Here is a 23734-nt window from a genome sequence, read left to right as displayed (position 1 = left end):
ATCACTGTGATAAAAAATATATTTTCATAACAACATCCGATCAAAAGCGCTTAACAGTTTATACTCTGTTAAGCGCTTTTGATATATTTCTATTCATTTAATTAAAGATGCTATTTGACAATGTGAAAATTAAAATATATCATTTAAGTATATACTTAAATGATTAAATGAAAGGCTGAAGGTGGGATTTATGAGAGACGTTTTCAAAGCGTTATCAGATAAAACTAGAAGAGATATTTTGGAAATGCTTAAAGATAACAAATTAACAGCAAGTGAAATTGCGAATCACTTTGATATGAGTCAAGCAAGTGTGTCACAGCATTTAAAAGTATTGAAGTTTAACGATTTAGTCTATACAGAAAGGCAAGGAAAGTATATTTATTATCACTTGAATTTATCCGTTTTTGAGGAAGTTATTAAATGGATTGTTCAATTTAATAAAGAATAAATAGGAGGGTACGCTTTTGAAAGAAGTACTGAGACAGTCAAAAACAAGTTTATCTATCATTATTTTAGCAATTGTAACATGGTTAATTGCACTACCATTTTTACCTAATTCTATTCCAATGCAATACAATTCAAATGGAGATGTAAATTGGTCAGCTAATAAATTTTTGGCTTTCATAACAATGATTGGGATTATGATTTTTTGTTATATCATTACTAATATCAAAATATTTAAAGATAAAAATCAAACGACCTTTTCGAATAACGAATCTTTGAATCGATTGCTTAATCCATTAGTACATGGATTTATATATATAATTTCGATGGTTATGATTTTCAGTGCTTTAGGACAATCTGTATCTGTAGAATTTTTAGTTTCAATTTTTTTAGGTATTTTATTAATTATTGTAGGTAATTATTTACCCAAAGCGCCTAGAAATGGTTTGTTTGGTATTAAAAATAAATGGGTTAAAAGTAGTGAAGCAGTTTGGAAAAAGGCCCAAAGGTTTAGTTCGCGTGTTTATATCAGTGTTGGTTTAGCATTTTTAATCTTAGGTTTATTTAGTGTAATTAATTCAGTTATAACTATAGCTTTATGCATTATTTTAATTCTGTTACCATTTTGCTATTCATATTATTTATATCAAAAATTTGTTGCTGAATAATTGGAAAATTTATCCATAAAAAACACTCGTTTACTAATATTATAGTAAGCGAGCGTTTTAATGGTGCCATGTACTATAACTAGTTGAGTAGATTATAAATGAAGTGAGTAAGATAAGTTTCCATGAATGCTGAGATAATGTATAAGGGTAGTGCAATTAATATATAAACTTTCAATAAATTAGTTATAGCTATTTTAAAAGAAAGATTTGGTTTATTATTATTTCTGAAAATATTTGTGATTTTTCTTATTATTGATTTGTTCAGTTTATATAATCCACTGATAACAAAACACATTGCTAGTATTTCTATTATTGAGTGTGGAAAAGATGAAATAACCATTGTGCTGCCTTTATATAAATCAAAATGAACAACAAAACCAAATACAATACCTGTCATTATCGTCGTTGATAATAGGTTTACATAGTATAGAAAAGGAATAGGGAGCAATGATAGTATAAACATTTGTAAAGGCACTCTAAAACCGTTATTTATTATGTATTGCCAAAGTTTATTTAACCCATAAGCTTCAGATATACCTTTATGTGATGAACTGCCTAAGCTTTTCAAAGTTTCATAGGATGGGCTAAAAATAATGGCTAAAATAAAAGTAAGGATAAAAATAATAACAGTTATAATATAAATTTTTATCGATCTCTTAAAATAATTAGAATCTTTGATATTCAGCATAAGAACCTTTCTCTTTTCATTTATTTAACTTTTTTATTTTAATGATTCATAGCTATCTTTCTTTTTCTTATTCATAGCTTTAACAAAAATCGGATAAAAAAGTAATAAACAAACGACTAACATTTTAGGTAACATATGTGACTTCCTCCTTTGATTCATGTAACATACAAAATTTTTTAACTAATAAGCACATTTATTACAAGCATAGCTAGACCAAAGTAAATATAAATCGGTTTAACTTTCTTTTTATTTAATAGAGAAAGTTGAATCATTGCTATTCCTAATAATATTAAAGTTCCTTCAAAATTTGACAGTTCAATAATTTTTAAAAGCCCTATGACTGCAAATATAATTAATAAAACGCTATTTAACATTAAAAACATAGCGGTTATTTTCTTCTTTAATCCTTCTGACTCGTTACGATCTATGAATAAAAACCACAAACTTATGGCGATACCATAAATTAGTGCAAGTATTTCTATCATTACGTTCATCATCTCCTTCTTTTCCTTTTCTTTTTATATTGATTTACTGCATATTTATAAACAGTCATTATAAATGCGAATAAAATAGTCGTTAGAATAGTTTTGATAATGTTATATTCATTTATAAAAATTAGGAGCAGTATGCTAAATATAATAAAGAATACGATTAAATTAAATATAAAATATTTAAGTAAGTTCATATGATATACTCCTCTGATTCATTTAATTGTCACTGTTTTAATTATTGTTATTTTCTGGTTTTAAAAAGATAAAGCAATAATTGATAGAAATTACCCAGGAAATACTTACAAATATAAGTACTATATAGTCTTTATCTGCAATGAATTTGGGTACAGCAATAGCTACTAAAATAGTAAATAAAATCATGGCTATAATAGTTATTAACTCAATTATTTTCATTTTATATAATCTCTTTGACGCTTTTGACTATTCTCAGAGTTATTACGCCTTTTTGGAGCGACAATATCACTTAAGATACCGATAGCAGCAAAGCTTAATACGAATGCTAGTGACCAACCAGAAGAAATCCAGTCAGTCGACAGTAATAATATGCCGTAAGCGATGGCATATATACATAGCCCTATATGCATGTAAAATCTTAATTTAGTTCTATTCATATTTTTAATTGCCTCCAAACAATTACTTTATCAATTAATACCAAAACAAAAATTAAAAAACACTTTATAATTAAATTAACATGAATCTATTGGTTTTAATACTTAATTTTACATATATTGTTAGAAATATAATGCTTAAAAAGATAATAATAATTGCTTATGTAATATAAATATTGCTATATTATTCCATCTAAAAGACAGATTTGTAAAAGTAGATACTATATATTTTTTTGAAATTTCCTTTTTAATTCAAAATTAATATCATATAGGACTTATGAATAAAAATATAGTCTACTTTAAATTTTAATTTTTTTATAAGGGCAAAACTTTGACTTTCAAGAAATTTAAGCGTAATCTACGTTTTTGACACCGTTTACATATTATAAAGAAAGAGGTAAGCAAATGGATATTGAAGTCTTGAAGGATTATGTTAACACTGGTCAACTTTCAGTAGGCATTGAATTTGGTTCGACAAGAATTAAGACTGTAGCAATTGACCCCCATTGCAATACAGTTTCTACAGGTTCTTATGAATGGGAAAATCAATATGAAAATGGTTACTGGACTTATTCAATGAATGATGTCTGGGTAGGTATTCAAAAAAGTTATAATGAAATGGCTCAAAAAATTAAAAATTTATGCGGTATACCTATCACTAATTTGTCATCTTTAGGCATTAGTGGAATGATGCATGGTTATTTAGTTTTTGATAAAAATGATGACTTATTAGTACCTTTTAGAACATGGAGAAATAACAATGCGAATGAAGCCGCTAAATTATTACGAAATGATTTTAATGTAAATATCCCTGAACGTTGGAGTATTGCCCAACTATACCAATCAGCTTTAAACAACGAAGATCATGTATCCAAAGTAAAATATATGACAACGTTAGCTGGTTATGTTCATTGGTATTTAACAGACAAAAAAGTGTTAGGTATAGGCGATGCATCTGGTATGTTTCCAATTAATACTGATAAAAAAGAGTTACGCGAAGATTTAATGGAGCGCTTTAACACACTATTTCAAGGATTAGGGTATCAACAAGATATTAAAGATATTCTGCCAGAAGTAATTGTAGCAGGTGAGTCAGCGGGATATTTAACAGAAACAGGTGCAAAATTGATTGACCCAAATGGCCAGCTGAAATCAGGTTGCCCAATGTGTGCTCCTGAGTCCGATGCAGCTACTGGTATGGTTGCTACAAATAGTGTCGCTCCTAAAACAGGCAATGTTTCAGCGGGAACAAGTATCTTTTCGATGATTGTATTAGAGCAACCAATTAAAAATGTATATCCAGAAGTAGACATAGTAACAACACCAGATGGTTATGATGTTGCTATGGTTCACGCGAATAATTGTACTTCTGATATTAATGCATGGATTGGACTTTTTGAAGATGTATTTAGAATAATGAATGTGAAATACGATAAAAATGAGTTGTTTACAAAGTTGTTTGAAAGCGCTTTTAATGGAGACGAAGATCTAGGCAAGCTATTATCATACGGATATATCTCAGGTGAATTTATAACAGATGTAAAACAAGGTTATCCAATGTTTTTACGTCATGTTAATAGCGATTTCAATATAGAAAACTTTATGAAAACACATATTTTTAGTGCTTTTAGTACTTTGAAAATAGGTATTGATTTATTAAAAGAAAAAGAAAATATTCAAATAGATACCATGTTAGGTCATGGAGGTATTTTTAAAACAGAAAAAGTAGCGCAATCGTTTTTAGCAGCAGCATTAGAGAGTCCGGTTAGTGTGATGAAGACAGCAAGTGAAGGCGGCGCATGGGGGATAGCTGTATTAGCACGATATTTGGTAGAAGAACAGCATAATAATTTAACCGATTATTTAAGTATCCACGCTTTTAAACATACTGAGCAATTTACTATAGAGCCTAACGAGAATGATATAAAGAGCTTTAAAAAATACATTCAACGTTTCAAATCATCTCTTCAACTGGAACAACAAGTAGATGAACACGCTTAATGTAAGTGTTAGTTACAGTGAATAAAGCATATTTTAATACACAGGAGAGATTAGTGTGGAATCATTAAATGCAGATAAGCCGAAGCAATTTTTAGGTTTACCGAGAACTTTGATTTGGGGTTATGTTGCAATAGCCATCTTTATGACAGGTGATGGAATAGAGCAGGCCTTTTTATCTAAGTACATTGTTAATATTGGGTTTGAAGCCCATCAAGCTTCTACCGTTTTAACGCTTTACGGCTTAGTAGTAGCAATCGCATCATGGCTTTCTGGTATTTTAGCAGAAATTTTTAGTCCAAGAAAAATTATGATATTAGCTTTCATTATTTGGATTGTCTTTCATGTTGGTTTCTTAACTTTAGGTATAGAGCAGCATAGCTATACAATGATGCTGATCATGTATGGTATCCGTGGCTTCGCATATCCAATGTTTATTTATAGTTTCGTTGTGTGGATTACTTATTCAGCACCACGACATCGTTTAGCTTCTGCGATGGGATGGTTTTGGGCCATGTACTCTGTTGGTATAGGTTTCTTAGGAACATATATACCTAGCTTTTCCATTCCTTGGATTGGCTTTATGGGAACATTGTGGTCATCAATAATCTTTATTTTAATCGGTGGATTGATGGCGATGTTCTTAGTTAAAGATAAAAAAGGTGAAGACAAAGAAGCTGATAAATTAACAGCAAAAGAAATGTTAATTGAGTTTGCTAGAGGTATTACCATTTTGAAAAATCCTCAAATAGCAATTGCAAGTGTTGTTAGAACCATTAATCAATTAGCCCTCTTTGGCTTAGTCGTTATTATGCCGATTGTATTTACAGACACCGTAGGATTTACAACATCAGAATGGTTACGTATATGGGGTCTCATGTACATTGTAACTATTTTCACTAATCTATTTTGGGGTGTTGTTGGTGATAAGATCGGTTGGGTTAGACAAGTTCGGTGGTTTGGGTGTATAGGTATGGTTATTTCAACATTAGCCTTTTATTACTTACCTATTTGGTCAGGACCTAATATTTGGATTGCTGGCAGTGTAGCTGTTATGTTCGGTTTTGCTGTAGCAGCTTTTGTACCGATGTCTGCGATTTTCCCTATTTTAGAACCTAATCATAAAGGTGCTGCGGTATCTATTCATAATTTATCCGCAGGCTTAAGTAACTTCATTGGCCCTGCTATTGCAACAATAACAGTTCCTATAGCAGGGCCTGAATTAACTATTTGGACATATGCAATTATTTATTTTATAGGATTTATTTTAACTTTCTTTATGAAAGTTAACCAACCTAATCATTAATTATAGAAAGGTGATATATTATGACAAACGTTTTAGAACAATTTAAATTAGATGAAAAAGTAGCAATCGTAACAGGAGGCGCAATGGGTCTAGGTAAATCAATGGCTACAGCATTAGCGCAAGCAGGTTCACATATAGTTATTGCAGATATAAATATAGCGGTAGCTGAAGAAACAGCAGAAGAAATTAAGAAAAACGAAAATGTTGAAGCAATTGGATTAAAAGTTGATGTTACAGATCCTGATGCAGTTAATAAAATGGTTGAAGATGTTTTAGGACAATTTGGTAAAGTTGATATTTTAGTAAATAATGCAGGGATGACGATTAATGCAAAAGCAGAAGAAATGTCATTTGAAGATTGGAATAAGGTTATCAATTTAAACTTAAATGGCATCTTTTTAGTAGCACAAGCTGTTGGTCGTGTCATGATTAAACAAGGATATGGTTCAATCATTAATACATCTTCAATGTCAGGTTTAATTGCGAATAAACCTCAAGAGCAAAGTTCTTATAATGCTTCTAAAGCTGGAGTAATCATGTTAACGAAAAGTTTAGCAATGGAATGGTCAAAATATAATATCAAAGTTAATACTATTGCACCTGGCTACATGAAAACAGAACTAACAAAACCATTCTTTGATCAAGGTGGAGAAATGATCGAAGATTGGATGGGCTTCACACCAATGGGACGTCCTGGTATGCCAGACGAACTAGGTGGTATTGTTGTTTATTTAGCATCAGATGCATCTTCATTTGCACAAGGTAGTGTATTTACTATTGACGGTGGTTATACGGCACTTTAATTCAACATATGATAATTATTAAATAGTAGAAATTACTTCAAAGTATCTAATATGAGGCTAAGACATCATACATGTCTTAGCCTCATTTATTATGTCGGGGTAGCTGACTGCTTTGAAAATGCACTTATATTAAGCTTTTAAAGAATCACTACCTCATTTATGAATACAAGTAGTTCTTATGCAAGATCTGTAACTCATATACGAAAAGTAATAATGGCGATATATATTCTAAAGTGGAACCATTGGAAACTATGCACAAATCAATATAGATAGTCTAAGGTAGCTCATAGAGTTACCTTTTTGATTTGGATTTTATTAATGACTTTCAGTCAATGGTTCCATTATAATTTGAATTTTCCTAAAGAATATAGCCTTATACTTAATTAATTTATTGAAAACACTATCAACAATTCTTCTATTATTTGTAACTTTTCTTAAATATGCACAAATCTTTGTATTAATTATGTAAACGATTACAAATATAATGAGGACAAATCAATTTTAGTAGGAGGACATCAGTTATGGATAGTTGGTTAGGTTTAGAAAGTAAAATTATAATTGTTACAGGTGGGAGCTCAGGCATAGGCAATGAAATCGTTAATAACTTATTAGATAATGGCGCGGTTGTTTATAATGCAGATCTGAAAAATAGTGAAGTAAATAATGAAAAATACAATTTTTTACAAGTAGATGTAACAAATAGAGACATCGTACAAAATGCTGTAGATGAAGTTTATTCCAAAGAAGGTAAGATAGATGTTTTAATCAATAATGCGGGTATTAACTTACCACGTGTATTAGTGGATGAGAAAGAAGAACATCCTGAATACGAAATCAATAACAAAGATTTGGACTTTATGTTTGATGTAAACCTAAAAGGTCCTATCTGGTTCAGCCAAGCAGTTGCTAAATATTTTATTCAACAAGAACATGGCCACATTGTTAATGTTTCAAGTGAAGCGGGACAAGAAGGTTCTGAGGGTCAAAGTATATATTCAGCAACTAAAGCTGCATTAATTGGTTTAACTAGAAGTTGGGCTAAGGAGTTAGGCAAGCACAATATTAGTGTTGTTGCTATAGCACCAGGAATAATTGAAGAAACTGGATTACGCACCTCTCAATATGAAGAGGCATTAGCGTATAGTCGAAATACAACTGTAGATAAATTAAATGGGGATTATTCTAAATCCATTCCTCTAAAAAGAGTGGGGCAATTGAAAGAAATTGCTGATTTAGTATGTTATTTGAGTTCTACCAAATCAAGTTATATCACTGGTACAACAATTAACATTTCAGGTGGTAAATCCAGAGGGTAACCCCATAAAATAGGGGGAAATTATGAAATTAAGTGAAAAACATATAAAAATAGTTGAATTACTGCTCAATGACAATATTTCTATCGAGAAATTATCATTTAACATAGAAGTTTCAGAAAAGACTATTTTAAATTATATAAAACAAATTAATCATTATTTTGATGGTTTGGTTGTTATATCTAAATATCATAGAACTCTAACGCTTTATATTAAGAAAGAGCAAGCGTTTTTTAATCACTTTGAAGATTTAGTGAGAAATAATGAGGAAAATAACTTTTCTAATTATAACGCCATGGTTGATATATTTTTTCAAATACTAAAAAATCATCCCATTACTATTGATGATCTTGCAGAGTATTATTTTATGAGTAAAACGAGCGTGAATAATTTATTGAGTAATCTCAAAATAGAAATAGATGGATACGATGTTTCAGTCATTGGTAAAACCAATGTAGGTTTATCTATCGGTGGGTTTGAGTATGATATTCGAAAATTAATTATTGAGAAATTCATGGATCGGTATAACAATACTGAAATAGAGGATAAATTATCTATACATCTAACTAAACTTCGCGAGACGTTAAAGCTTGATGAACAATCTTATAATCGTTTTCTTGTTTCTATATTGGTGACAATAGAGCGAATAGAAGAAAGTGAACTCATAGATGATGATATCACTTTAGACAATCATATTTTCTCTTCAAATGACTATAAGGAAATACTTTTTATTCGAGATTATTTGAATGAAAAATATACAAATATTGATGTAGATAAAGAGATGATTTTAATCGTCATACAATTAATGGGACGACGTGCCTCTATATTAGATGAATTAATTTCATCCACAGATGAAGCACTAATTAATCGTATTATTTCAAACACAGTAGATGACGTTATTGAAAACTTTGCAATAGAAATAGATTATTCGTTATTTACCAAAGATATACGGTTACATATAAAACATTTAATCAACCGTATGCTTTTTGACATTAGACTTAATAACGAAATTTCTTATGATATGAAACAACGTTTTCCCTTTGCTTATGAATTGTCAAAAGTATTAGGTGAAAATATCACGAAAGAGATTGGTTTGGATGTTTCAGAACAAGAATTAGGATTCTTAACCATTTACTTCAGTATTTATTTGGAGCAATTAGAACAAGAATTAAATGAAATTTCTAATATTGCAATAGTGACAGATTATGGATTAAGTACCCTTAAACTGTTGAAAAATAATTTGTATAAAGTTTTTGGATCGAACATCAATATTACTACGATTGAAAAGGTAGAATTTAATGAACATGTAGTAAATGACTATGAGCTAATCATATCAACGACTAAAGAAAACAGACTTTTCAATAGAGTTATTTATATAGAAGATGCATTCGATGAACAATTATTAAAACTCAAAGTAGAACAATTTTTAATCTATAAAGATTTAAAAAGTAAAACTATTTTTAACAAAAGTGTCATTGTTGACAGCATGTCTGATAACGATTTGCATTATATAAATGAACTACTTAGTTATGAAGAAGTAATTGGGAAAATGGTAGATATTTTATATCACGAAAATAAAGTTGAGGACACTTTCAAAGCACATATTATCGAAAGAGAAAAAAGAAAATCTACAGTTAATAAAAATCTAGGTTTCCCACATGCTAGTCAAAATAGAGAAGGTATATATATCAAGGTCGCAATTTTAGAAAAAGGGTGTATTGATTATCCTGAATTAAAAATTGTCGTACTTATAGCTACTCCTGAAAGAGTTGTAAATGAAGCATTATTAATTCGAACGTATGAGGAAATATTGAATTTATCAACAAATGCATTTTTAATTAATAAGTTTTCTGAGAAAACTACCTTTGCTGATTTTGCACAATTATTAAATCAAGAAATGAGGAATTAAGTTATGTTTTTCATAATACTCATCGTATTAGCTGCAGTTGGTTTTGTTGTTCAATATTTATTGGGACTTTTGCAGATAAAAAATTTCACGAAAAATTATACAGATTTACGTAGTAATGGTCGCGTGGCGATTGGGAGAAGACCTTCAATATTTAAAGCAGGAACATTGGTTTTATTCCAATTAAACGGAAAAAATGAAATTGAAGAAGGCCGTTACATGCAAGGGGTAACAGTATTTTCTAAGTTTCGTAAGCTAGAAGGGTTAGAAGGTTTTAAATTAAATAAAGTTACTGATAAAGATTTGAAAAATTATAATAAATTACTAGTTAAAGCAATATTAGATGCTCAACACACACTCAATATTATTGATAAAGGTGGAGAAATTGAAAAAATTCCATCGCCTTTGATGAAAGCAGTTAAAAAGGTAAACAAATTATTTAAAAATGAAAGGGGTATGAAACATGGATTACATCGTTAAATTCGCAGAAGGATTTATAAAATTATTCCAAACGGGCGCGGATACATTTATTGATTGGATGGGGACAATAGTTCCATTAGTACTTATGTTATTAATAGCTATGAATACTCTAATTCAACTGATAGGTGAAGACCGTATTAATATTATTGCACAAAAATCAGCACGTAACCCATTTATGAGATATTTAGTTTTACCATTTTTAGGATCATTTATGTTAGCAAATCCGATGGTTCATTCATTAGGAAGATTTATGCCAGAAAAATACAAACCGAGTTATTATGCATCTGCAGCACAGTTCGCTCATACAAGTAATGGTATATTTCCACATATAAACCCAGCTGAATTATTTATTTTCTTAGGTATTGCCAATGGAATACAACAATTAGGTTTACCAACAGCTGACTTAGCAGTGCGTTACTTATTAGTAGGTTTAGTTATGAACTTTATTGGTGGTTGGATTACTGATTTCACAACAAGTTACGTAGAAAAGCAACAGAAAGTTAAACTGAGTAAAGAAATTAATTTGGAAGGTTGAGGTGAAAAAAATGAGTAAACAAGTAGAAATCGTAAAAGGTTCTGGAGGATTTGGTGGTCCACTGAAAATTGCTGTAGCAGGCAAAAAGAATAAATTAGTTTATATAACTGGTGGGCATAAACCTGCAGTTGTGGATAAAATTGCTGATATTACAGGAGCAGAAATTGTTAATGGATTTGAGACATCAGTGCCAGATGAAGAAGTAATGGCAACTGTTATAGATTGTGGTGGGACACTAAGATGTGGTATTTATCCTAAAAAAGGAATACCTACTATTAATATTATGGCTACAGGCAAAAGTGGACCATTGCGTCAATATATTACGGAAGATATTTATGTTTCTAACGTAGATGAAGGACAAGTATCAGAAGTGTCGGAAACAGAAGAAACATCTTTGAGTGAGAGTACAACTCAAAAAGATAATACATCAGCTGAAAAGGTAGATGGCACTTATTCTAAAGATAAAAAAATTATGGAAACACGAGAAGGAGAAGTAAACAAGTCATTCTTAACTAAAATTGGTTTGGGTGCAGGAAAGGTTATAAACACTTTTTACCAAGCTGCTCGTGATGCTGTAGATACAATGCTACATACCATACTTCCATTTATGGGATTCGTAGCTTTATTGATTGGTATTATCCAAGGATCTGGTATCGGTGACCTTTTCGCACAAATTATGTCACCTCTTGCTGGAAATATATGGGGGCTATTAGCTATAGGATTCATTTGTTCATTGCCATTCTTAAGTCCTTTGTTAGGCCCAGGTGGGGTTATTGGCCAAGTATTAGGTACTTTAATAGGTGTGGAAATTGGTAAAGGCAACATTCCTCCGAATTTAGCATTACCAGCTTTGTTTGCAATTAACACACAAAATGGTGCTGATTTTATCCCTGTAGGTTTAGGATTAGCAGAAGCGGAAACGAAAACAATCGAAGTAGGCGTTCCCTCTGTTTTATATTCAAGGTTCTTGAATGGTATGCCTCGTGTATTTGTAGCTTGGATCGCAAGTTTTGGATTATATAAATAAATTGAAGAAAGGGTTTTAAAATTGTATAAAACGTTAGTAAAAAAAATCGGGCAAGATGCAGGAGCATTTGAAGAAGAAAAAATGATTATATTATTTGGAGACAATGCCCCTGAAGAATTAGCAGATTACTGCTATATTATTGAAGTGCAATCTGTTGAAGATAGTATTACTGAGGAACAAAATTTTTATATAGATAATACAGCATTTGATATTACCAAAGTAGGTTCAGCAGTTAATAAAAATTTAAATGATTTAGGTCATATAACGGTGAAATTTGATGGCGGCACAGTGGCAGAGCAATCTGGCACACTATATGTTGAAGATAAAGATATTCCAATTATTAAAGAAGGTTCAGAGATAGTAATTAAGTAATTTCAATTAATTCCCGGGAAATAATCTACTAACTCATAGTTTTGTTTATGTTAATTTTGAGTATAGTTAAGAGTCATTTAAATCCTTAAGGTAATTTGAGGCAATTCCTGACTAGTTAATAAAGAAATAGTTGAAACTTATTTCCAACTAAACTATGCACAAATCAATATAGACAGTCTAAGGTAGCTCATTGAGTTACCTTTTTTATTTGGCTTGACGTATCAAATAAAGATAAATATTATGGTTTTCATTTATAAACCGATACAATTATATTAATTATGATTAAAGGGGAATTTACAATGGATATTAAACTGATTGTTGCGGACATGGATGGAACATTTTTAAATAATGAAAGTCAATTTAATAGTGAATCGTTTCAATTATTAAAAGAAAATTGCGAGAAACACAATATTCGGTTTGTGTTTTGTACGGGGAAACAGTGTGAGCGTGTCGAAAGTATTATTGGGGATTTAGCACAAGATACGTTTATCGTAGGAGATAGCGCAACAAGAATTAAATTTAACGGTGATTTTATTTATAATGCCACGATTGCAAATAGTAAAGCTAAAGAAATTATTCAAGTAATTAAAGATATTGATCCAGCGCAAACTGTACTTGCATGTACTGCATCTGGTGCATATGTCTTACAAGATACACAAGAATCAGAGAAGAGATTGGTACATGGCTCATTCCAAAATGTAATTTATATTAATAGTTATGATGAAATTGAAGAAGATATTTTAAAAATTTCTGTACACGATGCAACAGGTAAGTGTAAAGAGACTGCAAAGCAGATTAAACACTATGAGTCAGAGGTTTATATCATCGCATCTGATGAAGAATGGATTGATATTGCAGATTTAGGGGTTAACAAGGGGACAACTATTAACCGAATTCAAAGTTTACTTCAAATCAGTCCAGCAGAAACAATTGCATTTGGCGATGGCTTAAACGATATTGATTTATTTAAAGCAGCGAAATATAAAGTGGCCATGGATAACGCATACCCAGAGTTGAAAGCAGAAGCCAATTTAATAGCTATAAATAATAATGCTGATAGCGTAGTACAAACATTGAATTTATTACTAAATTTTAAATAATAAATATATATAATAGTTTTTAACAATAAGTAGTTGTTTATGTGATATTATCTATCTAGTACATATGTTTTTTAAATATATGAATTATATAAGATGGAGGCATAGAACATCATGAGTACGAAACAACAATCTGGCAACAAATTAATTTTAGCTATTGTATTAAGTGTATTAACGTATTGGCTGTTTGCTCAATCGTTTATAAATATATCTACGCCAGTGCAACAAACATATCAAACAACGCCTGGTATTATTAATTTATCAGTGAGTATCACATCTTTCGCAACTGGTATCTTTATGGTGGGTGCAGGTGATGTGTCAGACAAAATAGGGCGACTTAAAATGACCTATTTGGGCATCATTTTAAGTATTATCGCCTCATTATTAATTATTATTTCTGATATTACGGCACTACTTATTATAGGGAGAGTCATACAAGGTATATCAGCAGCCATACTCTTACCTGCAACAGTAGGTGTGCTGAAAGATCAATTTGAAGGTAAGGATTTACGTAAAGCGATTAGTTACTTAATGATTGGTACTGTTGGAGGCGTAGGTATCGCTTCATTGGTTGGTGGATTTATCGCTACATATATCAATTGGCAGTCTAACTTCATCTTGTCTATTATTATCGCTATCATAGCATTTGTACTATTACTTGGTACGAAAGAAGAAGCTAAGGAAGTAATCGATAATCGACCATTCGACTATATAGGTATGTTAATCTTTGCCGTTTTAATAGGGAGCATCACCTTATTTGCAACGCAAGGCTTTGAACAAGGCTGGACGAGTCCTTTTTCAATTACTTGTGGTAGTGTATTTATTATTTCTGTAATTGTATTTTACTTTTTTGAACGTCGAAAGCGTGCCCCATTTATTGATTTTGTATTATTCCGTAACCGTGGGTTCGTTGGGTCATCTTTGGTTAACTTTGTACTTAATACAGGTATAGGGGTAACAACAGTATTTAATATCTATGCTCAGACAGAATTGGGCTTAACGCCCTTTCAATCAGGTTTAGTGACAGTGCCGTATGTCATCATGGCAGTGTTAATGGTTCGCTTAGGGGAAAAAATATCACTGCGTCATGGAGGTAAACCAATGTTACTTGTAGGACCATTATTTCCTGCAATAGGCATTATTTTCGCCAGTTTAACCGTATTGCCATCTGACTGGTATATTGTAGCTGTAACATTTGGTTTTGTTATTTTTGCTATTGGCAATGGTTTATGTGCGACACCTGGTTTAACTGTAGCTATTTTAACGATTCCAGATGAAAAAATTGGCCTAGCTTCAGGTCTGTATAAAATGACTTCTTCACTCGGTGGGGCGTTTGGCATTGCAATGAATACAACAATATTTGCGGCGGTACAAGTGACACATAGTGCAAGCGTGGCAGCGACTTGGTCTTTCATGGCAAGTATAATGTTAATGATCATTGGTGTGATTTTAGCGCAGATTATTATACCGAAAAATATAAAAGCTTAAATACTACGCGAAAAGCCAGTTGCATGAAGCAACTGGCTTTTTAATATTGTTTTTTATAATTGATTACCCTTATTCGGAATTGGATTATCCTTGAAAATTTTAGCTAAGTGCATTGTATTATAAGCGAGCATTTCAACGTGTTTTTTGGTAAATTCGTTTACGTGCTCGATGTCTAAATAAGAAGGGCCTGGGCCTGCTTCACCAACCCAATAAGCGTCAACATTTGGAGGTACTGTTAAGCCAATATGAGATAGGGCATATAGTATTGAAGCCGCGGCATTTTTTGCGCCATCTTCGTTACCAGTAATAATCGCACCGCCCACTTTATTATAAAAAATGGATTGACCGTCTTCATTGGTTAAACTTGTACTGCCATAAAGACGTTCAATGGCAAGCGTTGCGATACTACTTTTCTCACCTAGCCATAAAGGTGTACCAATAATTAAAATATCTGCGTTTTTAATTTTTTCTAAAATGAGGGGCCATTCGTCGTCACCGCCCATATCATCAGAGATGCCATAAGAAATATTATAATCACTTAATCGAATCATCTCACTCACTACATTTTCTTTATGATAGATGTCAGTGACTTCTTGCGCTAACCCTTCTGTATTGGATAGTTCATCACCGTGTTTTAGAGATGCATTTAAAATAATTGCTTTCAAGGTCATAACTTTGCCTCCATTTTATCTTTTAATTTTGAATAATAGAGAGAAGTAATAACTCATCTTATTGGAGTAGGACTAATTATTATATAAAAATGGGTTATAAAATTTTTTAGAGTTTTGTTCATCATCTTTTTCACAATAATACCAATTTTTACAGTCATAATTGGAATCTTTCATTCGTTTTTTAGCATCTTCAAGCGTTTCTGGTGGGGCGGCTAATAAATTATCTCCTTTTTTCCAATTAGCAGGTGTGTTATCTCCTGTTTCATCAGAGGTCTTCATCGCTCTAGTAACACGTAAAAGTTCGTCGATATTACGACCAGTAGTCATTGGATAGTAAATCATGGCACGAACCACAGCATCATCATCGATAATAAATACTGCTCTTGAGCTTTCTGTATTATTTGATTCAGGCGCCAACATACCATAAGTTTCTGATATTACCTTGTTGGCATCTGCAATAAGTGGAAACTCAATTTGTACATCAAAAGACTCTTCGATACTGTTTAACCATGCCACGTGTGAGGCAAGACTATCTACACTTAAACCAACCAGTTTCACACCTAAATCTTGAAATTCCGAATATTGATTTTGTAATGCTACAAATTCTGAAGTACAAACTGGCGTAAAATCAGCTGGATGAGCAAATAAAATCACCCAGTCATTTTTATAATCATCTAAAGTTATTTCACCTTGTGTGGATTGACCTTTAAAAAATGGAGCCTTTTCTCCAATGCGTGGCAGACGTTGTGTTTCGGAATGTAAATCTGAATTAAGTGGCATGTACATCACCTACAGTAGAAGGATGGTTGAAAAATTTCACTTGCATTTTATTTATATTCAAATTAAATAATGGCGTATTTTGATCGTCAACGATTTTGAATTCTGTCTTAAGATAAGAATTGTTTTGATCAAAAGAATATTTCACTATATATTTATCGCCATCTTTAAAATACTCGTATTTGTAAAAAGTAGTTACTAAACGTGTGAGTTTTTTTAAGTATTTATCTTTTATATAACGATTTACACCAAGGTGTCCTGTTTTTATATATAGTTTTTTTCTTAAAAGAGATAAATCTTTAGGGCATAATAAACTACAAAATAACTCTGGGTCTTTTTTAATAATACTTTTTATAAAATCTTCTATACATTGTTCTATTTTCATAATTATCACACCTAAACTTTGAATTTTATATCGTAGCTTTGGAATTGAAAATTTAAAACTGTAATGGAAATTGTTAAAAAGGTTAAAAAAGTCGTTTATACAAAAGGAATATATTGAGTCGTTTGTTTATTAGACATGAATTTTAATAGTTATATTGAAGATTGAGGAAATATGATTATTTGTTTTTAATAAACTATATACTGTGAATGAGATTTAAATCTTCAAACACTTAAGAGAAATTACTGCTATGGTGTATATATTCCACAATTTTAATATATTAAACTTTTCGCAATAAATACGTATTATATTTATTGTTTTGTGTAACAATTAAAAATATCTCCCAAATTCTTTGTGAATTAGGGAGACGTTAATAGTGTTATTAATTTTTTATTTTGTTTAAGGTTTTAAAATCACTTTAATATTATTTTCTTTTTTCTGATCGAATATTTCATAAGCTTCTGCCGCTTTATCTAATGGCATCGTATGGGTAAGAATATCAGTTGGATCAAATGTACCTTCGCGAATCATCTCGTATAATTTTGGCATAAGATGAATCACTGGTGCTTGGCCGGTCTTAACTTGGACATTACGGTTGAAAATCAAATTGAGTGGGAAATCATCGGCTGGCGTCGCATAGATACCTGTTAATTGAATCGTACCGAATTTACTTACAGCTTCTGCGGCAGTATCAATAGGACTGATTGTGCCACGTTGTGCAGAATCTGAACTCAAGTCACGTTCGGATGCTTTGACTTTCCCATCCATACCTACACAATCAATCACGATATTCGCACCACCATGCGTGGTATCACGCAGTAATTTACCGATTTCTTTTTCTTTATCAAAATTATAGATTTCGACTTGGTTATATTCCTTGGCATGTTGTAGTCTGTGCTCAATATTATCTACAGCGATGACACGTTTCGCACCTTTAAGCTTTGCGAATTTTTGTGCCATAAGCCCGATTGGACCACAGCCTAAGATGACAACTGTATCACCTGATTTAACGCCAGAATGTTCTACACTCCAATATGCAGTAGGTGCGACATCAGATAAAAATAAAACGTCCTCATCTTTCATATCATTGTCTGGAACAATAAACGAAGAAAAGTCTGCGTAAGGGACTCTTAAATATTCAGCTTGGCCGCCCCAATGGTTACCGTGCATACTGCCGAAACCAAACAAACCACCATTATCCATTTGCCAATTGGCTTGCTCTTGATTTGAATTATCACACTGAGATTCCATTTCGTGATTGCAATAGTAACAATCACCACAACCTATATTAAAAGGAATCACTACACGATCACCTTTTTTAAGTTTTTTAACGTTTTTACCAACTTCTTCAACGATGCCCATTGGCTCGTGACCAATGACAAATCCTGGATCCATCATTAAATCACCTTGATGATATAAATGTAAATCAGAACCACAGATACCTGATGCCGTTATTTTAATAATAGCGTCTGTTGAATCTTCAATCTTTGGGTCACTGACTTGCTTAACTTCCATTTGTTTTTGACCTTGAAAAGTAACAGCTTTCATAAATAACGCTCACAATTTTCATAGAATTTCTCGTGATCAAGTGGCATAAATATAATCTGTTTCTTTACAATATATTCCCGTCGCCTATATGACTAAACTTTATGGAATTATAAAGAAGTGGAAGGTTATAGTCTATTCGTTGAGTCTTGAAAATTATATTTAAGTACAAAAATTAATGGTGACAGACGATATTTAAAATGGTTAGTTTTTCCAATTATTTCCAAACCCTGATTGATGTGATTCCACATGTCCTCTGTGTCCATAAACTTCAACTGAATTGAGTGCTAATTCAATTTCTTCAAACTCGTTATCTGTTAATTCAACATTCCAACTATCAAGGTTTTCTAAAATACGTTCTTGGTTTTTTGAACCTGGAATTGGAATAATATTTGGATATTTGTGAAGCATCCATGCAAGTGAAATTTGTGCGTTCGTTGCATTTTTTTCATTTGCAAATTTTTCTAAAATATCTAAGATTGGTTGATTCGCAACAATATTTTCTTTAGATAGTTGTGGCACAAATTTACGCACATCGTCACCTTCAAATTTAGTTTCTGTTGTAACTTTACCTGATAAAAAGCCACTAGCTGTTGGAGAAAATGGTATAAGACTAATACCATTTTCAATACAATAGGGTATGATTTTTTCCTCGCAATCTCTTTCCATCATATTATATAGATTTTGAACAGCGCCTACAGGTGTTATTTCATGTGCTTCAGTAAGCATCTCTATAGAAACTTGTGACAGACCCCATTCTTTAATAAGCCCGTCATCAATCAGTTGACCCATAACTATTGCAATATCTTTTAATGGTATTTCTTCATTTACTCTGTGTAAATAATAAAGATCTACATAATCTGTTTTTAAATTTTCAAGTGAAATATTTAAGTGTTCACGTATAATTGTATATAAATCCTTATCTTCTGAAAGCTCGTCTTCATCAATATGGAATTTCGTTGCTAGAATTATATTTTCTCTAAATGGTTCTATAGCTTTGCCTACAATTTCTTCATTATGACCAAGGTAAAACATCTCTTGACCATAAACTTCTGCTGTATCGAAAAATGTGCAACCTTTTTATATGCTTTTCGAATCGCCTCTATACTATAATCTTTTTCAGGAACTTCGCCATATCCATGAGAAAGCCCCATACATCCCATTCCTATCGGAGAAACTTCTAAGCTTCTAACGTTTCGTGTTTTCATATTAAATAACCTCCTTGAAATATGTATATCATATTCATATGATATGCTTACTTTACTACTTGAGAGTTACTCTAAGTCAAGAATGATAAAGGTGAGGAAAAAATGAAAACAGTTAAAGAAGTTTCGAAAGCTGTCGATATAAGTGAACATACAGTTCGTTATTATGCAGACTGTGAACTTATTCCATCATTAATGCGTAATAAAAATAATCAACGCTTATTCAATCAAGAATCTATAAACTGGTTAATTGGTATTAAACATTTAAGGAAGTGTGGCATGTCTATTAAGGAAACCCAAGATTATGTTCACTTATCCCTACAAGGGGATAGTACAATTCAAGAACGTTATGACATGTTTTTGGATTTAAAAGATATCGCTTCTAAACAATTGGAAGAAGCAAAAGAGAGAGTTCATTTCCTTAAAAAGGAAGCCTCTTTTTAATTTCATAATCAAACTTTATATTTAGCGGTAATATAAGAAACTTATCAATTACTTCGCTCCAAATAATAGCATCACTTAAATTTAATAAAGGTTTTAAGTATCTCTACATCTTATTTTAATTTTGTTCTAAATGTTGGACAAAGTTTTGCAATTTATTGTTAGTCTCTGTATAAAAGAATTGACCATTTTCATCACGTAATCTTTTTCCTCCTGATAACAATAGCATGCCATCTTCATGAAGTTTTGGGTTGAGGAATTTTAAAAATGTAATCAAGTTATCATAACATGCGTCACCACGCGCACTGCTTACTTTAAAAGAAACAGGCTTTTTATAAAGTATATTTGAGGCTAATAGCCATTCAATTGCATTTTTTAGAGTAGCTGGGACACCCCGAATATATTCAGGTATTGCCATGACAATATGATCACTTTTGTCTAATTTAGCTATATATTCTTTTATAATCTTCGGGTAATCTTCGTATTCTATACCAGAATGAAATAATGGAAAATCATATATTTCATCATACATTTCAAAAGTGTGTTCATCTGAGAGGTTCTGCTATATCAATTAATAACTTTTTGTTTAGTGAATTTTTGCGTTTACTTCCACATAATGCTAAAAAACGGGTCATATTCAATTACAACTGCTTTATATTTCATACCTTAGCCATTATTAGCTTAACTAAAATTATACAAAAATTAATCTTACTCCACTAAAAATTTGTTTCAGATACTTTAGCATCTAGAAAATAGAAAACAAAAATTGCAGAATGATAATATTTTTTAAATAATAGCAAAATAACTTTTTCATTAAAAATCTATTAAATTTCTTAGATTTGTATAAAAATATAGTTAATTGTGTAATTATTCCGATTCTTTGTTACAATTAACAACAAATATTATTATGTTTATATAAAAGCGCTAACATTTAATGTTAGCGCTTTTATAATTTAAAGGGGGATTTTTATGCAACAAGATAGTATTTGGTTAACAATTGTTGGATTGATAATTATCATATCTATTGTAGGTTTGTTAATTGCAAAACGTATTAGTCCAGTGGTAGGTATGATTTTAATACCTAGTGTTGGGGCATTAGTATTAGGTTATAGTATTGGAGATTTAGTTGAGTTTTTCAATAGTGGTTTGGATCAAGTGATAAATGTCGTTATTATGTTTATTTTTGCTATTATTTTCTTTGGTATTATGAGTGATAGTGGTTTATTTAAACCTCTCGTAAAGAAATTAATTTTGCTAACAAGAGGCAATGTAATTGTTGTTTGTATTGTAACCGCATTAATAGGCACTTTTGCTCAACTTGATGGTGCTGGAGCTACGACTTTCTTACTTTCTATTCCTGCTTTATTACCTTTAATATAAAGCACTTAACATGAACCGTTATCTACTATTATTACTACTTGCTTTAAGTGCTGCAATTATGAATATGGTGCCTTGGGGAGGGCCAATGGCACGTACTGCATCAGTTTTAGGTGTTAAAAATGTTAATGAGTTATGGTATGGTATCATTCCTATACAAATCACAGGATTTATTCTGGTGTTACTTTTCGCAGTATTTTTAGGTTTTAGAGAAAAATTACGTATTAATCAAGCTATTAATAAAGGTGAAGTAGCTGATACACAACACTTAGATATAAATAAGATAGTTGAAAATTATGAGCGTGACCAAGATATAAAATTTCCGGTACGTGGTGTAGCTATTAATAATCCATGGATGAATTGGATTAACGCTTTACTTACAATTGTAATTATCGTAGTAATGTTAGCAAACATCGCGCCTCCAGAATTTGCTTTTATGATTGGTGTAGCAATCGCATTAGTTATTAATTTTCCCAATGTAGATGAACAAATGAGTCGTTTGAAAGCACATGCACCAAATGCATTAATGATGGCCGCTGTGATTATTGCAGCAGGAATGTTCTTAGGAGTATTGAATGAAACGGGTATGTTAGAAGCTATTGCAGTTAACTTTATTCATATTATTCCTAACGCTGTAGGCCCTTATTTACATATTATTGTTGGCATTTTTGGTGTGCCACTTGATTTACTCACAAGTACAGATGCTTATTATTTTGCAGTCTTACCTATAGTTGAACAAACAGCAAGTCAATTTGGCGTGCCCGCTATTTCAACTGCCTATTCTATGGTTATAGGTAATATTATTGGTACATTTGTAAGTCCATTTTCTCCAGCCTTGTGGTTAGCTATTGGATTAGCAGAAGCGAATATGGGTACTTATATTAAATATGCATTTTTCTGGATTTGGGGATTTGCGATTATTCTGTTGATAATTGCTATTCTAATGGGTGTAGTAACAGTTTAATGGATAATTAAACGGGCAATTGAACGGGCAATTGAACAAATTTAATCAACTAGACACTATAATGCGAATACGCTTTTTGATTATAAATGTATCATAGTTTGTTAGAAATCTATTCAGCATAATTCAACTTATCGGAAGTCCATATGCTTGCGTATTTACAGATGGTATAATAGTTGAGTAGCCTATCTCTCAGGCGTCAAGCCGACGTAGAGAGGAGGTGTTATCTATGTTGGAATTCCTTGTTCACATGACGATCACAGTCATCAGTGATTGTATCATTGCGTTATTTACGCATTGGCTGCGTAAACGTAATGAAAAATAGGCGACAATAGCCACACCTACAAAAAGCCCCTCACTACTCGTAATAGTGAGGGGCTTGGTGTATCCATATTGGATTCCTTGTTAAGTGAATTATAACATCATAAGGGTTGGAAATGCAAAATACAGCCATATATCTATAAGTGTTTTAGAACCTGTTTTATTTCCTTCCAAGCTCTTTTTCTATGATATTCCATTAATTGTCTTGCGGTTTTTGCATCGCCAATTTTCATACAAGTTAACATGGCTTCATGCTCTTCAACTGAAAATTCAGGTATAGGTCTTTCATTAATAGTGTATAAACGAACTCTAAAAAGTTGATCACCATGTATATTTCTCATATTGATAAGTTTAGAATTATTAGCTAATTGAGTGATTTTTTCATGGAATGCATCGTCTTCTTTTGACCATTGATATAAGTCGCCTTGCTCTAGATGTTTCTTTTGGGCTACAATTATTTTATTTTAAAAGTAATCGAAGGAATTAAAAGTAATACACTAAATAAATATCAATATTTTTATCTTTTCCATCTAACGTATAAAGAGATTTATTATAAGGAGGGCTAAACCAAAGTAAATATAAAACGCTCTAATTTTATTTTCTTCTAATATGGACAGTTGGAACATCGATAGTGCTGATAATATTAAAGGTTGATCATAACTTATTATTTATAAAAGGTTTAAAAGCGTTAATCCCCCAAATATAATTACTATAAGACTGTTTAATATTGAAAGGGCAGTGGTTATCTTTTTCTTCAAGCCTTCTAATTCTCCATGACTTACGTATAAATACCATACACCTGTAATGAT

Annotated in this window: 26 protein-coding genes and 1 pseudogene; 16 read left to right on the top strand and 11 right to left on the bottom strand. The window is 31.5% G+C overall.

Annotated features, from left to right (window positions below; genetic code table 11):
- The first annotated feature begins 190 nt into the window (after nucleotides 1-190).
- Together PYW44_RS13020 and PYW44_RS13015 are read left to right on the top strand one after the other, a co-directional pair.
- Nucleotides 191-448, top strand: a complete 258-nt coding sequence (locus PYW44_RS13020) for an autorepressor SdpR family transcription factor (RefSeq protein WP_002506195.1) — start codon at nucleotides 191-193, stop codon at nucleotides 446-448.
- Nucleotides 449-464: 16 nt separating this feature from the next.
- Nucleotides 465-1112 carry an SdpI family protein gene (locus tag PYW44_RS13015; protein ID WP_002506194.1) on the top strand — a complete coding sequence of 216 codons (648 nt, stop codon included), beginning with the start codon at nucleotides 465-467 and terminating at the stop codon, nucleotides 1110-1112.
- Nucleotides 1113-1191: 79 nt separating this feature from the next.
- Here PYW44_RS13015 and PYW44_RS13010 read toward each other — a convergent pair whose 3' ends face one another.
- The 3 genes from PYW44_RS13010 to PYW44_RS13000 all read right to left on the bottom strand — a co-directional run bounded on the left by PYW44_RS13010 (nucleotide 1192) and on the right by PYW44_RS13000 (nucleotide 2923).
- Nucleotides 1192-1800: a stage II sporulation protein M gene (locus PYW44_RS13010; protein WP_021339311.1), complete on the bottom strand. Its 609-nt coding sequence runs from the start codon at nucleotides 1798-1800 to the stop codon at nucleotides 1192-1194.
- A 176-nt stretch (nucleotides 1801-1976) separates the two neighbouring features.
- A complete protein-coding gene (locus PYW44_RS13005; RefSeq protein WP_002506191.1) occupies nucleotides 1977-2285 on the bottom strand; it encodes a hypothetical protein in 309 nt (102 codons plus the stop codon).
- 416 nt (nucleotides 2286-2701) lie between these two features.
- Nucleotides 2702-2923, bottom strand: coding sequence for a hypothetical protein (locus PYW44_RS13000; RefSeq protein WP_021339306.1), 222 nt, complete (start codon nucleotides 2921-2923; stop codon nucleotides 2702-2704).
- Between the two features lie 402 nt (nucleotides 2924-3325).
- On the opposite strand from PYW44_RS13000, the gene PYW44_RS12995 reads away from it, so the two are divergent.
- The 11 genes from PYW44_RS12995 (at nucleotide 3326) to PYW44_RS12945 (ending at nucleotide 15245) form a co-directional block, all read left to right on the top strand.
- On the top strand, nucleotides 3326-4921 hold the full coding sequence (locus PYW44_RS12995; RefSeq protein ID WP_002506189.1) for a xylulokinase: 1596 nt from the start codon (nucleotides 3326-3328) through the stop codon (nucleotides 4919-4921).
- 55 nt (nucleotides 4922-4976) lie between these two features.
- Nucleotides 4977-6224: an MFS transporter gene (locus PYW44_RS12990; protein ID WP_002511887.1), complete on the top strand. Its 1248-nt coding sequence runs from the start codon at nucleotides 4977-4979 to the stop codon at nucleotides 6222-6224.
- A gap of 20 nt (nucleotides 6225-6244) precedes the next feature.
- Nucleotides 6245-7027, top strand: coding sequence for an SDR family NAD(P)-dependent oxidoreductase (locus PYW44_RS12985; RefSeq protein ID WP_002506186.1), 783 nt, complete (start codon nucleotides 6245-6247; stop codon nucleotides 7025-7027).
- 521 nt (nucleotides 7028-7548) lie between these two features.
- Nucleotides 7549-8343 (top strand): SDR family oxidoreductase, encoded by a 795-nt coding sequence (locus tag PYW44_RS12980; protein ID WP_002506185.1) that lies wholly within the window; start codon nucleotides 7549-7551, stop codon nucleotides 8341-8343.
- Between the two features lie 22 nt (nucleotides 8344-8365).
- Nucleotides 8366-10249: a BglG family transcription antiterminator gene (locus PYW44_RS12975; RefSeq protein ID WP_021339305.1), complete on the top strand. Its 1884-nt coding sequence runs from the start codon at nucleotides 8366-8368 to the stop codon at nucleotides 10247-10249.
- Nucleotides 10250-10252: 3 nt separating this feature from the next.
- On the top strand, nucleotides 10253-10726 hold the full coding sequence (locus PYW44_RS12970) for a transcriptional regulator GutM (RefSeq protein WP_002506183.1): 474 nt from the start codon (nucleotides 10253-10255) through the stop codon (nucleotides 10724-10726).
- Nucleotides 10710-11261, top strand: coding sequence for a PTS glucitol/sorbitol transporter subunit IIC (gene srlA / locus PYW44_RS12965; RefSeq protein ID WP_002506182.1), 552 nt, complete (start codon nucleotides 10710-10712; stop codon nucleotides 11259-11261). The genes PYW44_RS12970 and srlA overlap by 17 nt, the downstream gene beginning before the upstream one ends.
- 10 nt (nucleotides 11262-11271) lie before the next feature.
- Nucleotides 11272-12288 (top strand): PTS glucitol/sorbitol transporter subunit IIB, encoded by a 1017-nt coding sequence (gene srlE, locus PYW44_RS12960; RefSeq protein WP_021339304.1) that lies wholly within the window; start codon nucleotides 11272-11274, stop codon nucleotides 12286-12288.
- Between the two features lie 21 nt (nucleotides 12289-12309).
- On the top strand, nucleotides 12310-12660 hold the full coding sequence (locus PYW44_RS12955) for a PTS glucitol/sorbitol transporter subunit IIA (protein WP_002506180.1): 351 nt from the start codon (nucleotides 12310-12312) through the stop codon (nucleotides 12658-12660).
- 299 nt (nucleotides 12661-12959) lie between these two features.
- The gene (locus tag PYW44_RS12950; RefSeq protein WP_021339303.1) at nucleotides 12960-13760 is read left to right on the top strand and encodes a Cof-type HAD-IIB family hydrolase; all 801 of its coding nucleotides are present in this window, start codon (nucleotides 12960-12962) and stop codon (nucleotides 13758-13760) included.
- A gap of 108 nt (nucleotides 13761-13868) precedes the next feature.
- Nucleotides 13869-15245, top strand: coding sequence for an MFS transporter (locus PYW44_RS12945; protein WP_031266008.1), 1377 nt, complete (start codon nucleotides 13869-13871; stop codon nucleotides 15243-15245).
- Nucleotides 15246-15298: 53 nt separating this feature from the next.
- Here PYW44_RS12945 and PYW44_RS12940 read toward each other — a convergent pair whose 3' ends face one another.
- From PYW44_RS12940 to PYW44_RS12915, 6 genes are all read right to left on the bottom strand, one after another.
- The gene (locus PYW44_RS12940) at nucleotides 15299-15916 is read right to left on the bottom strand and encodes a flavodoxin family protein (protein ID WP_021339301.1); all 618 of its coding nucleotides are present in this window, start codon (nucleotides 15914-15916) and stop codon (nucleotides 15299-15301) included.
- Between the two features lie 72 nt (nucleotides 15917-15988).
- Nucleotides 15989-16696 carry a peroxiredoxin gene (locus PYW44_RS12935; protein ID WP_021339300.1) on the bottom strand — a complete coding sequence of 236 codons (708 nt, stop codon included), beginning with the start codon at nucleotides 16694-16696 and terminating at the stop codon, nucleotides 15989-15991.
- Nucleotides 16686-17078 (bottom strand): hypothetical protein, encoded by a 393-nt coding sequence (locus tag PYW44_RS12930; protein ID WP_021339299.1) that lies wholly within the window; start codon nucleotides 17076-17078, stop codon nucleotides 16686-16688. The genes PYW44_RS12935 and PYW44_RS12930 overlap by 11 nt, the downstream gene beginning before the upstream one ends.
- Nucleotides 17079-17474: 396 nt before the next feature.
- Nucleotides 17475-18623, bottom strand: coding sequence for an alcohol dehydrogenase catalytic domain-containing protein (locus tag PYW44_RS12925; protein WP_046465660.1), 1149 nt, complete (start codon nucleotides 18621-18623; stop codon nucleotides 17475-17477).
- Nucleotides 18624-18824: 201 nt separating this feature from the next.
- Nucleotides 18825-19655 carry an aldo/keto reductase gene (locus PYW44_RS12920; protein ID WP_021339296.1) on the bottom strand — a complete coding sequence of 277 codons (831 nt, stop codon included), beginning with the start codon at nucleotides 19653-19655 and terminating at the stop codon, nucleotides 18825-18827.
- On the bottom strand, nucleotides 19622-19828 hold the full coding sequence (locus PYW44_RS12915; protein ID WP_021339295.1) for a hypothetical protein: 207 nt from the start codon (nucleotides 19826-19828) through the stop codon (nucleotides 19622-19624). The genes PYW44_RS12920 and PYW44_RS12915 overlap by 34 nt, the downstream gene beginning before the upstream one ends.
- Before the next feature lie 102 nt (nucleotides 19829-19930).
- Here PYW44_RS12915 and PYW44_RS12910 point away from each other — a divergent pair, with 102 nt between their 5' ends.
- Nucleotides 19931-20269, top strand: a complete 339-nt coding sequence (locus PYW44_RS12910; RefSeq protein WP_002506171.1) for a MerR family transcriptional regulator — start codon at nucleotides 19931-19933, stop codon at nucleotides 20267-20269.
- Between the two features lie 115 nt (nucleotides 20270-20384).
- Here PYW44_RS12910 and PYW44_RS12905 read toward each other — a convergent pair whose 3' ends face one another.
- Nucleotides 20385-20798 (bottom strand): NADPH-dependent FMN reductase, encoded by a 414-nt coding sequence (locus PYW44_RS12905; RefSeq protein WP_002506170.1) that lies wholly within the window; start codon nucleotides 20796-20798, stop codon nucleotides 20385-20387.
- A gap of 437 nt (nucleotides 20799-21235) precedes the next feature.
- Here PYW44_RS12905 and PYW44_RS12900 point away from each other — a divergent pair.
- Nucleotides 21236-22607, top strand: a pseudogene (locus PYW44_RS12900) (CitMHS family transporter).
- Nucleotides 22608-22833: 226 nt separating this feature from the next.
- Complete coding sequence (locus tag PYW44_RS12895) at nucleotides 22834-22929, top strand: type I toxin-antitoxin system Fst family toxin (protein ID WP_021339293.1); 96 nt, start codon at nucleotides 22834-22836, stop codon at nucleotides 22927-22929.
- A 133-nt stretch (nucleotides 22930-23062) separates the two neighbouring features.
- Here PYW44_RS12895 and PYW44_RS13415 read toward each other — a convergent pair whose 3' ends face one another.
- Nucleotides 23063-23380 carry an FCD domain-containing protein gene (locus PYW44_RS13415; protein WP_236582974.1) on the bottom strand — a complete coding sequence of 106 codons (318 nt, stop codon included), beginning with the start codon at nucleotides 23378-23380 and terminating at the stop codon, nucleotides 23063-23065.
- Between the last annotated feature and the right edge of the window lie 354 nt (nucleotides 23381-23734).

Origin of the sequence: Staphylococcus equorum (assembly GCF_029024965.1) — a bacterium.
GTDB lineage: Bacteria > Bacillota > Bacilli > Staphylococcales > Staphylococcaceae > Staphylococcus > Staphylococcus equorum.
Note: the sequence above shows the minus strand (reverse complement) of the source record. Positions and strands in the feature narration are given on the sequence as shown.

Bases quoted from the DNA above. Each gene is read 5' to 3' on its own strand.
- PYW44_RS13020 (WP_002506195.1), top strand. From the start codon at position 191: ATGAGAGACGTTTTCAAAGCGTTATCAGATAAAACTAGAAGAGATATT.
- PYW44_RS13010 (WP_021339311.1), bottom strand. From the start codon at position 1,800: ATGCTGAATATCAAAGATTCTAATTATTTTAAGAGATCGATAAAAATT.
- PYW44_RS13005 (WP_002506191.1), bottom strand. From the start codon at position 2,285: ATGATAGAAATACTTGCACTAATTTATGGTATCGCCATAAGTTTGTGG.
- PYW44_RS13000 (WP_021339306.1), bottom strand. From the start codon at position 2,923: ATGAATAGAACTAAATTAAGATTTTACATGCATATAGGGCTATGTATA.
- PYW44_RS12995 (WP_002506189.1), top strand. From the start codon at position 3,326: ATGGATATTGAAGTCTTGAAGGATTATGTTAACACTGGTCAACTTTCA.
- PYW44_RS12985 (WP_002506186.1), top strand. From the start codon at position 6,245: ATGACAAACGTTTTAGAACAATTTAAATTAGATGAAAAAGTAGCAATC.
- PYW44_RS12980 (WP_002506185.1), top strand. From the start codon at position 7,549: ATGGATAGTTGGTTAGGTTTAGAAAGTAAAATTATAATTGTTACAGGT.
- PYW44_RS12975 (WP_021339305.1), top strand. From the start codon at position 8,366: ATGAAATTAAGTGAAAAACATATAAAAATAGTTGAATTACTGCTCAAT.
- PYW44_RS12970 (WP_002506183.1), top strand. From the start codon at position 10,253: ATGTTTTTCATAATACTCATCGTATTAGCTGCAGTTGGTTTTGTTGTT.
- srlA (WP_002506182.1), top strand. From the start codon at position 10,710: ATGGATTACATCGTTAAATTCGCAGAAGGATTTATAAAATTATTCCAA.
- srlE (WP_021339304.1), top strand. From the start codon at position 11,272: ATGAGTAAACAAGTAGAAATCGTAAAAGGTTCTGGAGGATTTGGTGGT.
- PYW44_RS12950 (WP_021339303.1), top strand. From the start codon at position 12,960: ATGGATATTAAACTGATTGTTGCGGACATGGATGGAACATTTTTAAAT.
- PYW44_RS12940 (WP_021339301.1), bottom strand. From the start codon at position 15,916: ATGACCTTGAAAGCAATTATTTTAAATGCATCTCTAAAACACGGTGAT.
- PYW44_RS12935 (WP_021339300.1), bottom strand. From the start codon at position 16,696: ATGCCACTTAATTCAGATTTACATTCCGAAACACAACGTCTGCCACGC.
- PYW44_RS12930 (WP_021339299.1), bottom strand. From the start codon at position 17,078: ATGAAAATAGAACAATGTATAGAAGATTTTATAAAAAGTATTATTAAA.
- PYW44_RS12925 (WP_046465660.1), bottom strand. From the start codon at position 18,623: ATGAAAGCTGTTACTTTTCAAGGTCAAAAACAAATGGAAGTTAAGCAA.
- PYW44_RS12920 (WP_021339296.1), bottom strand. From the start codon at position 19,655: ATGTTTTACCTTGGTCATAATGAAGAAATTGTAGGCAAAGCTATAGAA.
- PYW44_RS12915 (WP_021339295.1), bottom strand. From the start codon at position 19,828: ATGAAAACACGAAACGTTAGAAGCTTAGAAGTTTCTCCGATAGGAATG.
- PYW44_RS12910 (WP_002506171.1), top strand. From the start codon at position 19,931: ATGAAAACAGTTAAAGAAGTTTCGAAAGCTGTCGATATAAGTGAACAT.
- PYW44_RS12905 (WP_002506170.1), bottom strand. From the start codon at position 20,798: ATGTATGATGAAATATATGATTTTCCATTATTTCATTCTGGTATAGAA.
- PYW44_RS12895 (WP_021339293.1), top strand. From the start codon at position 22,834: ATGTTGGAATTCCTTGTTCACATGACGATCACAGTCATCAGTGATTGT.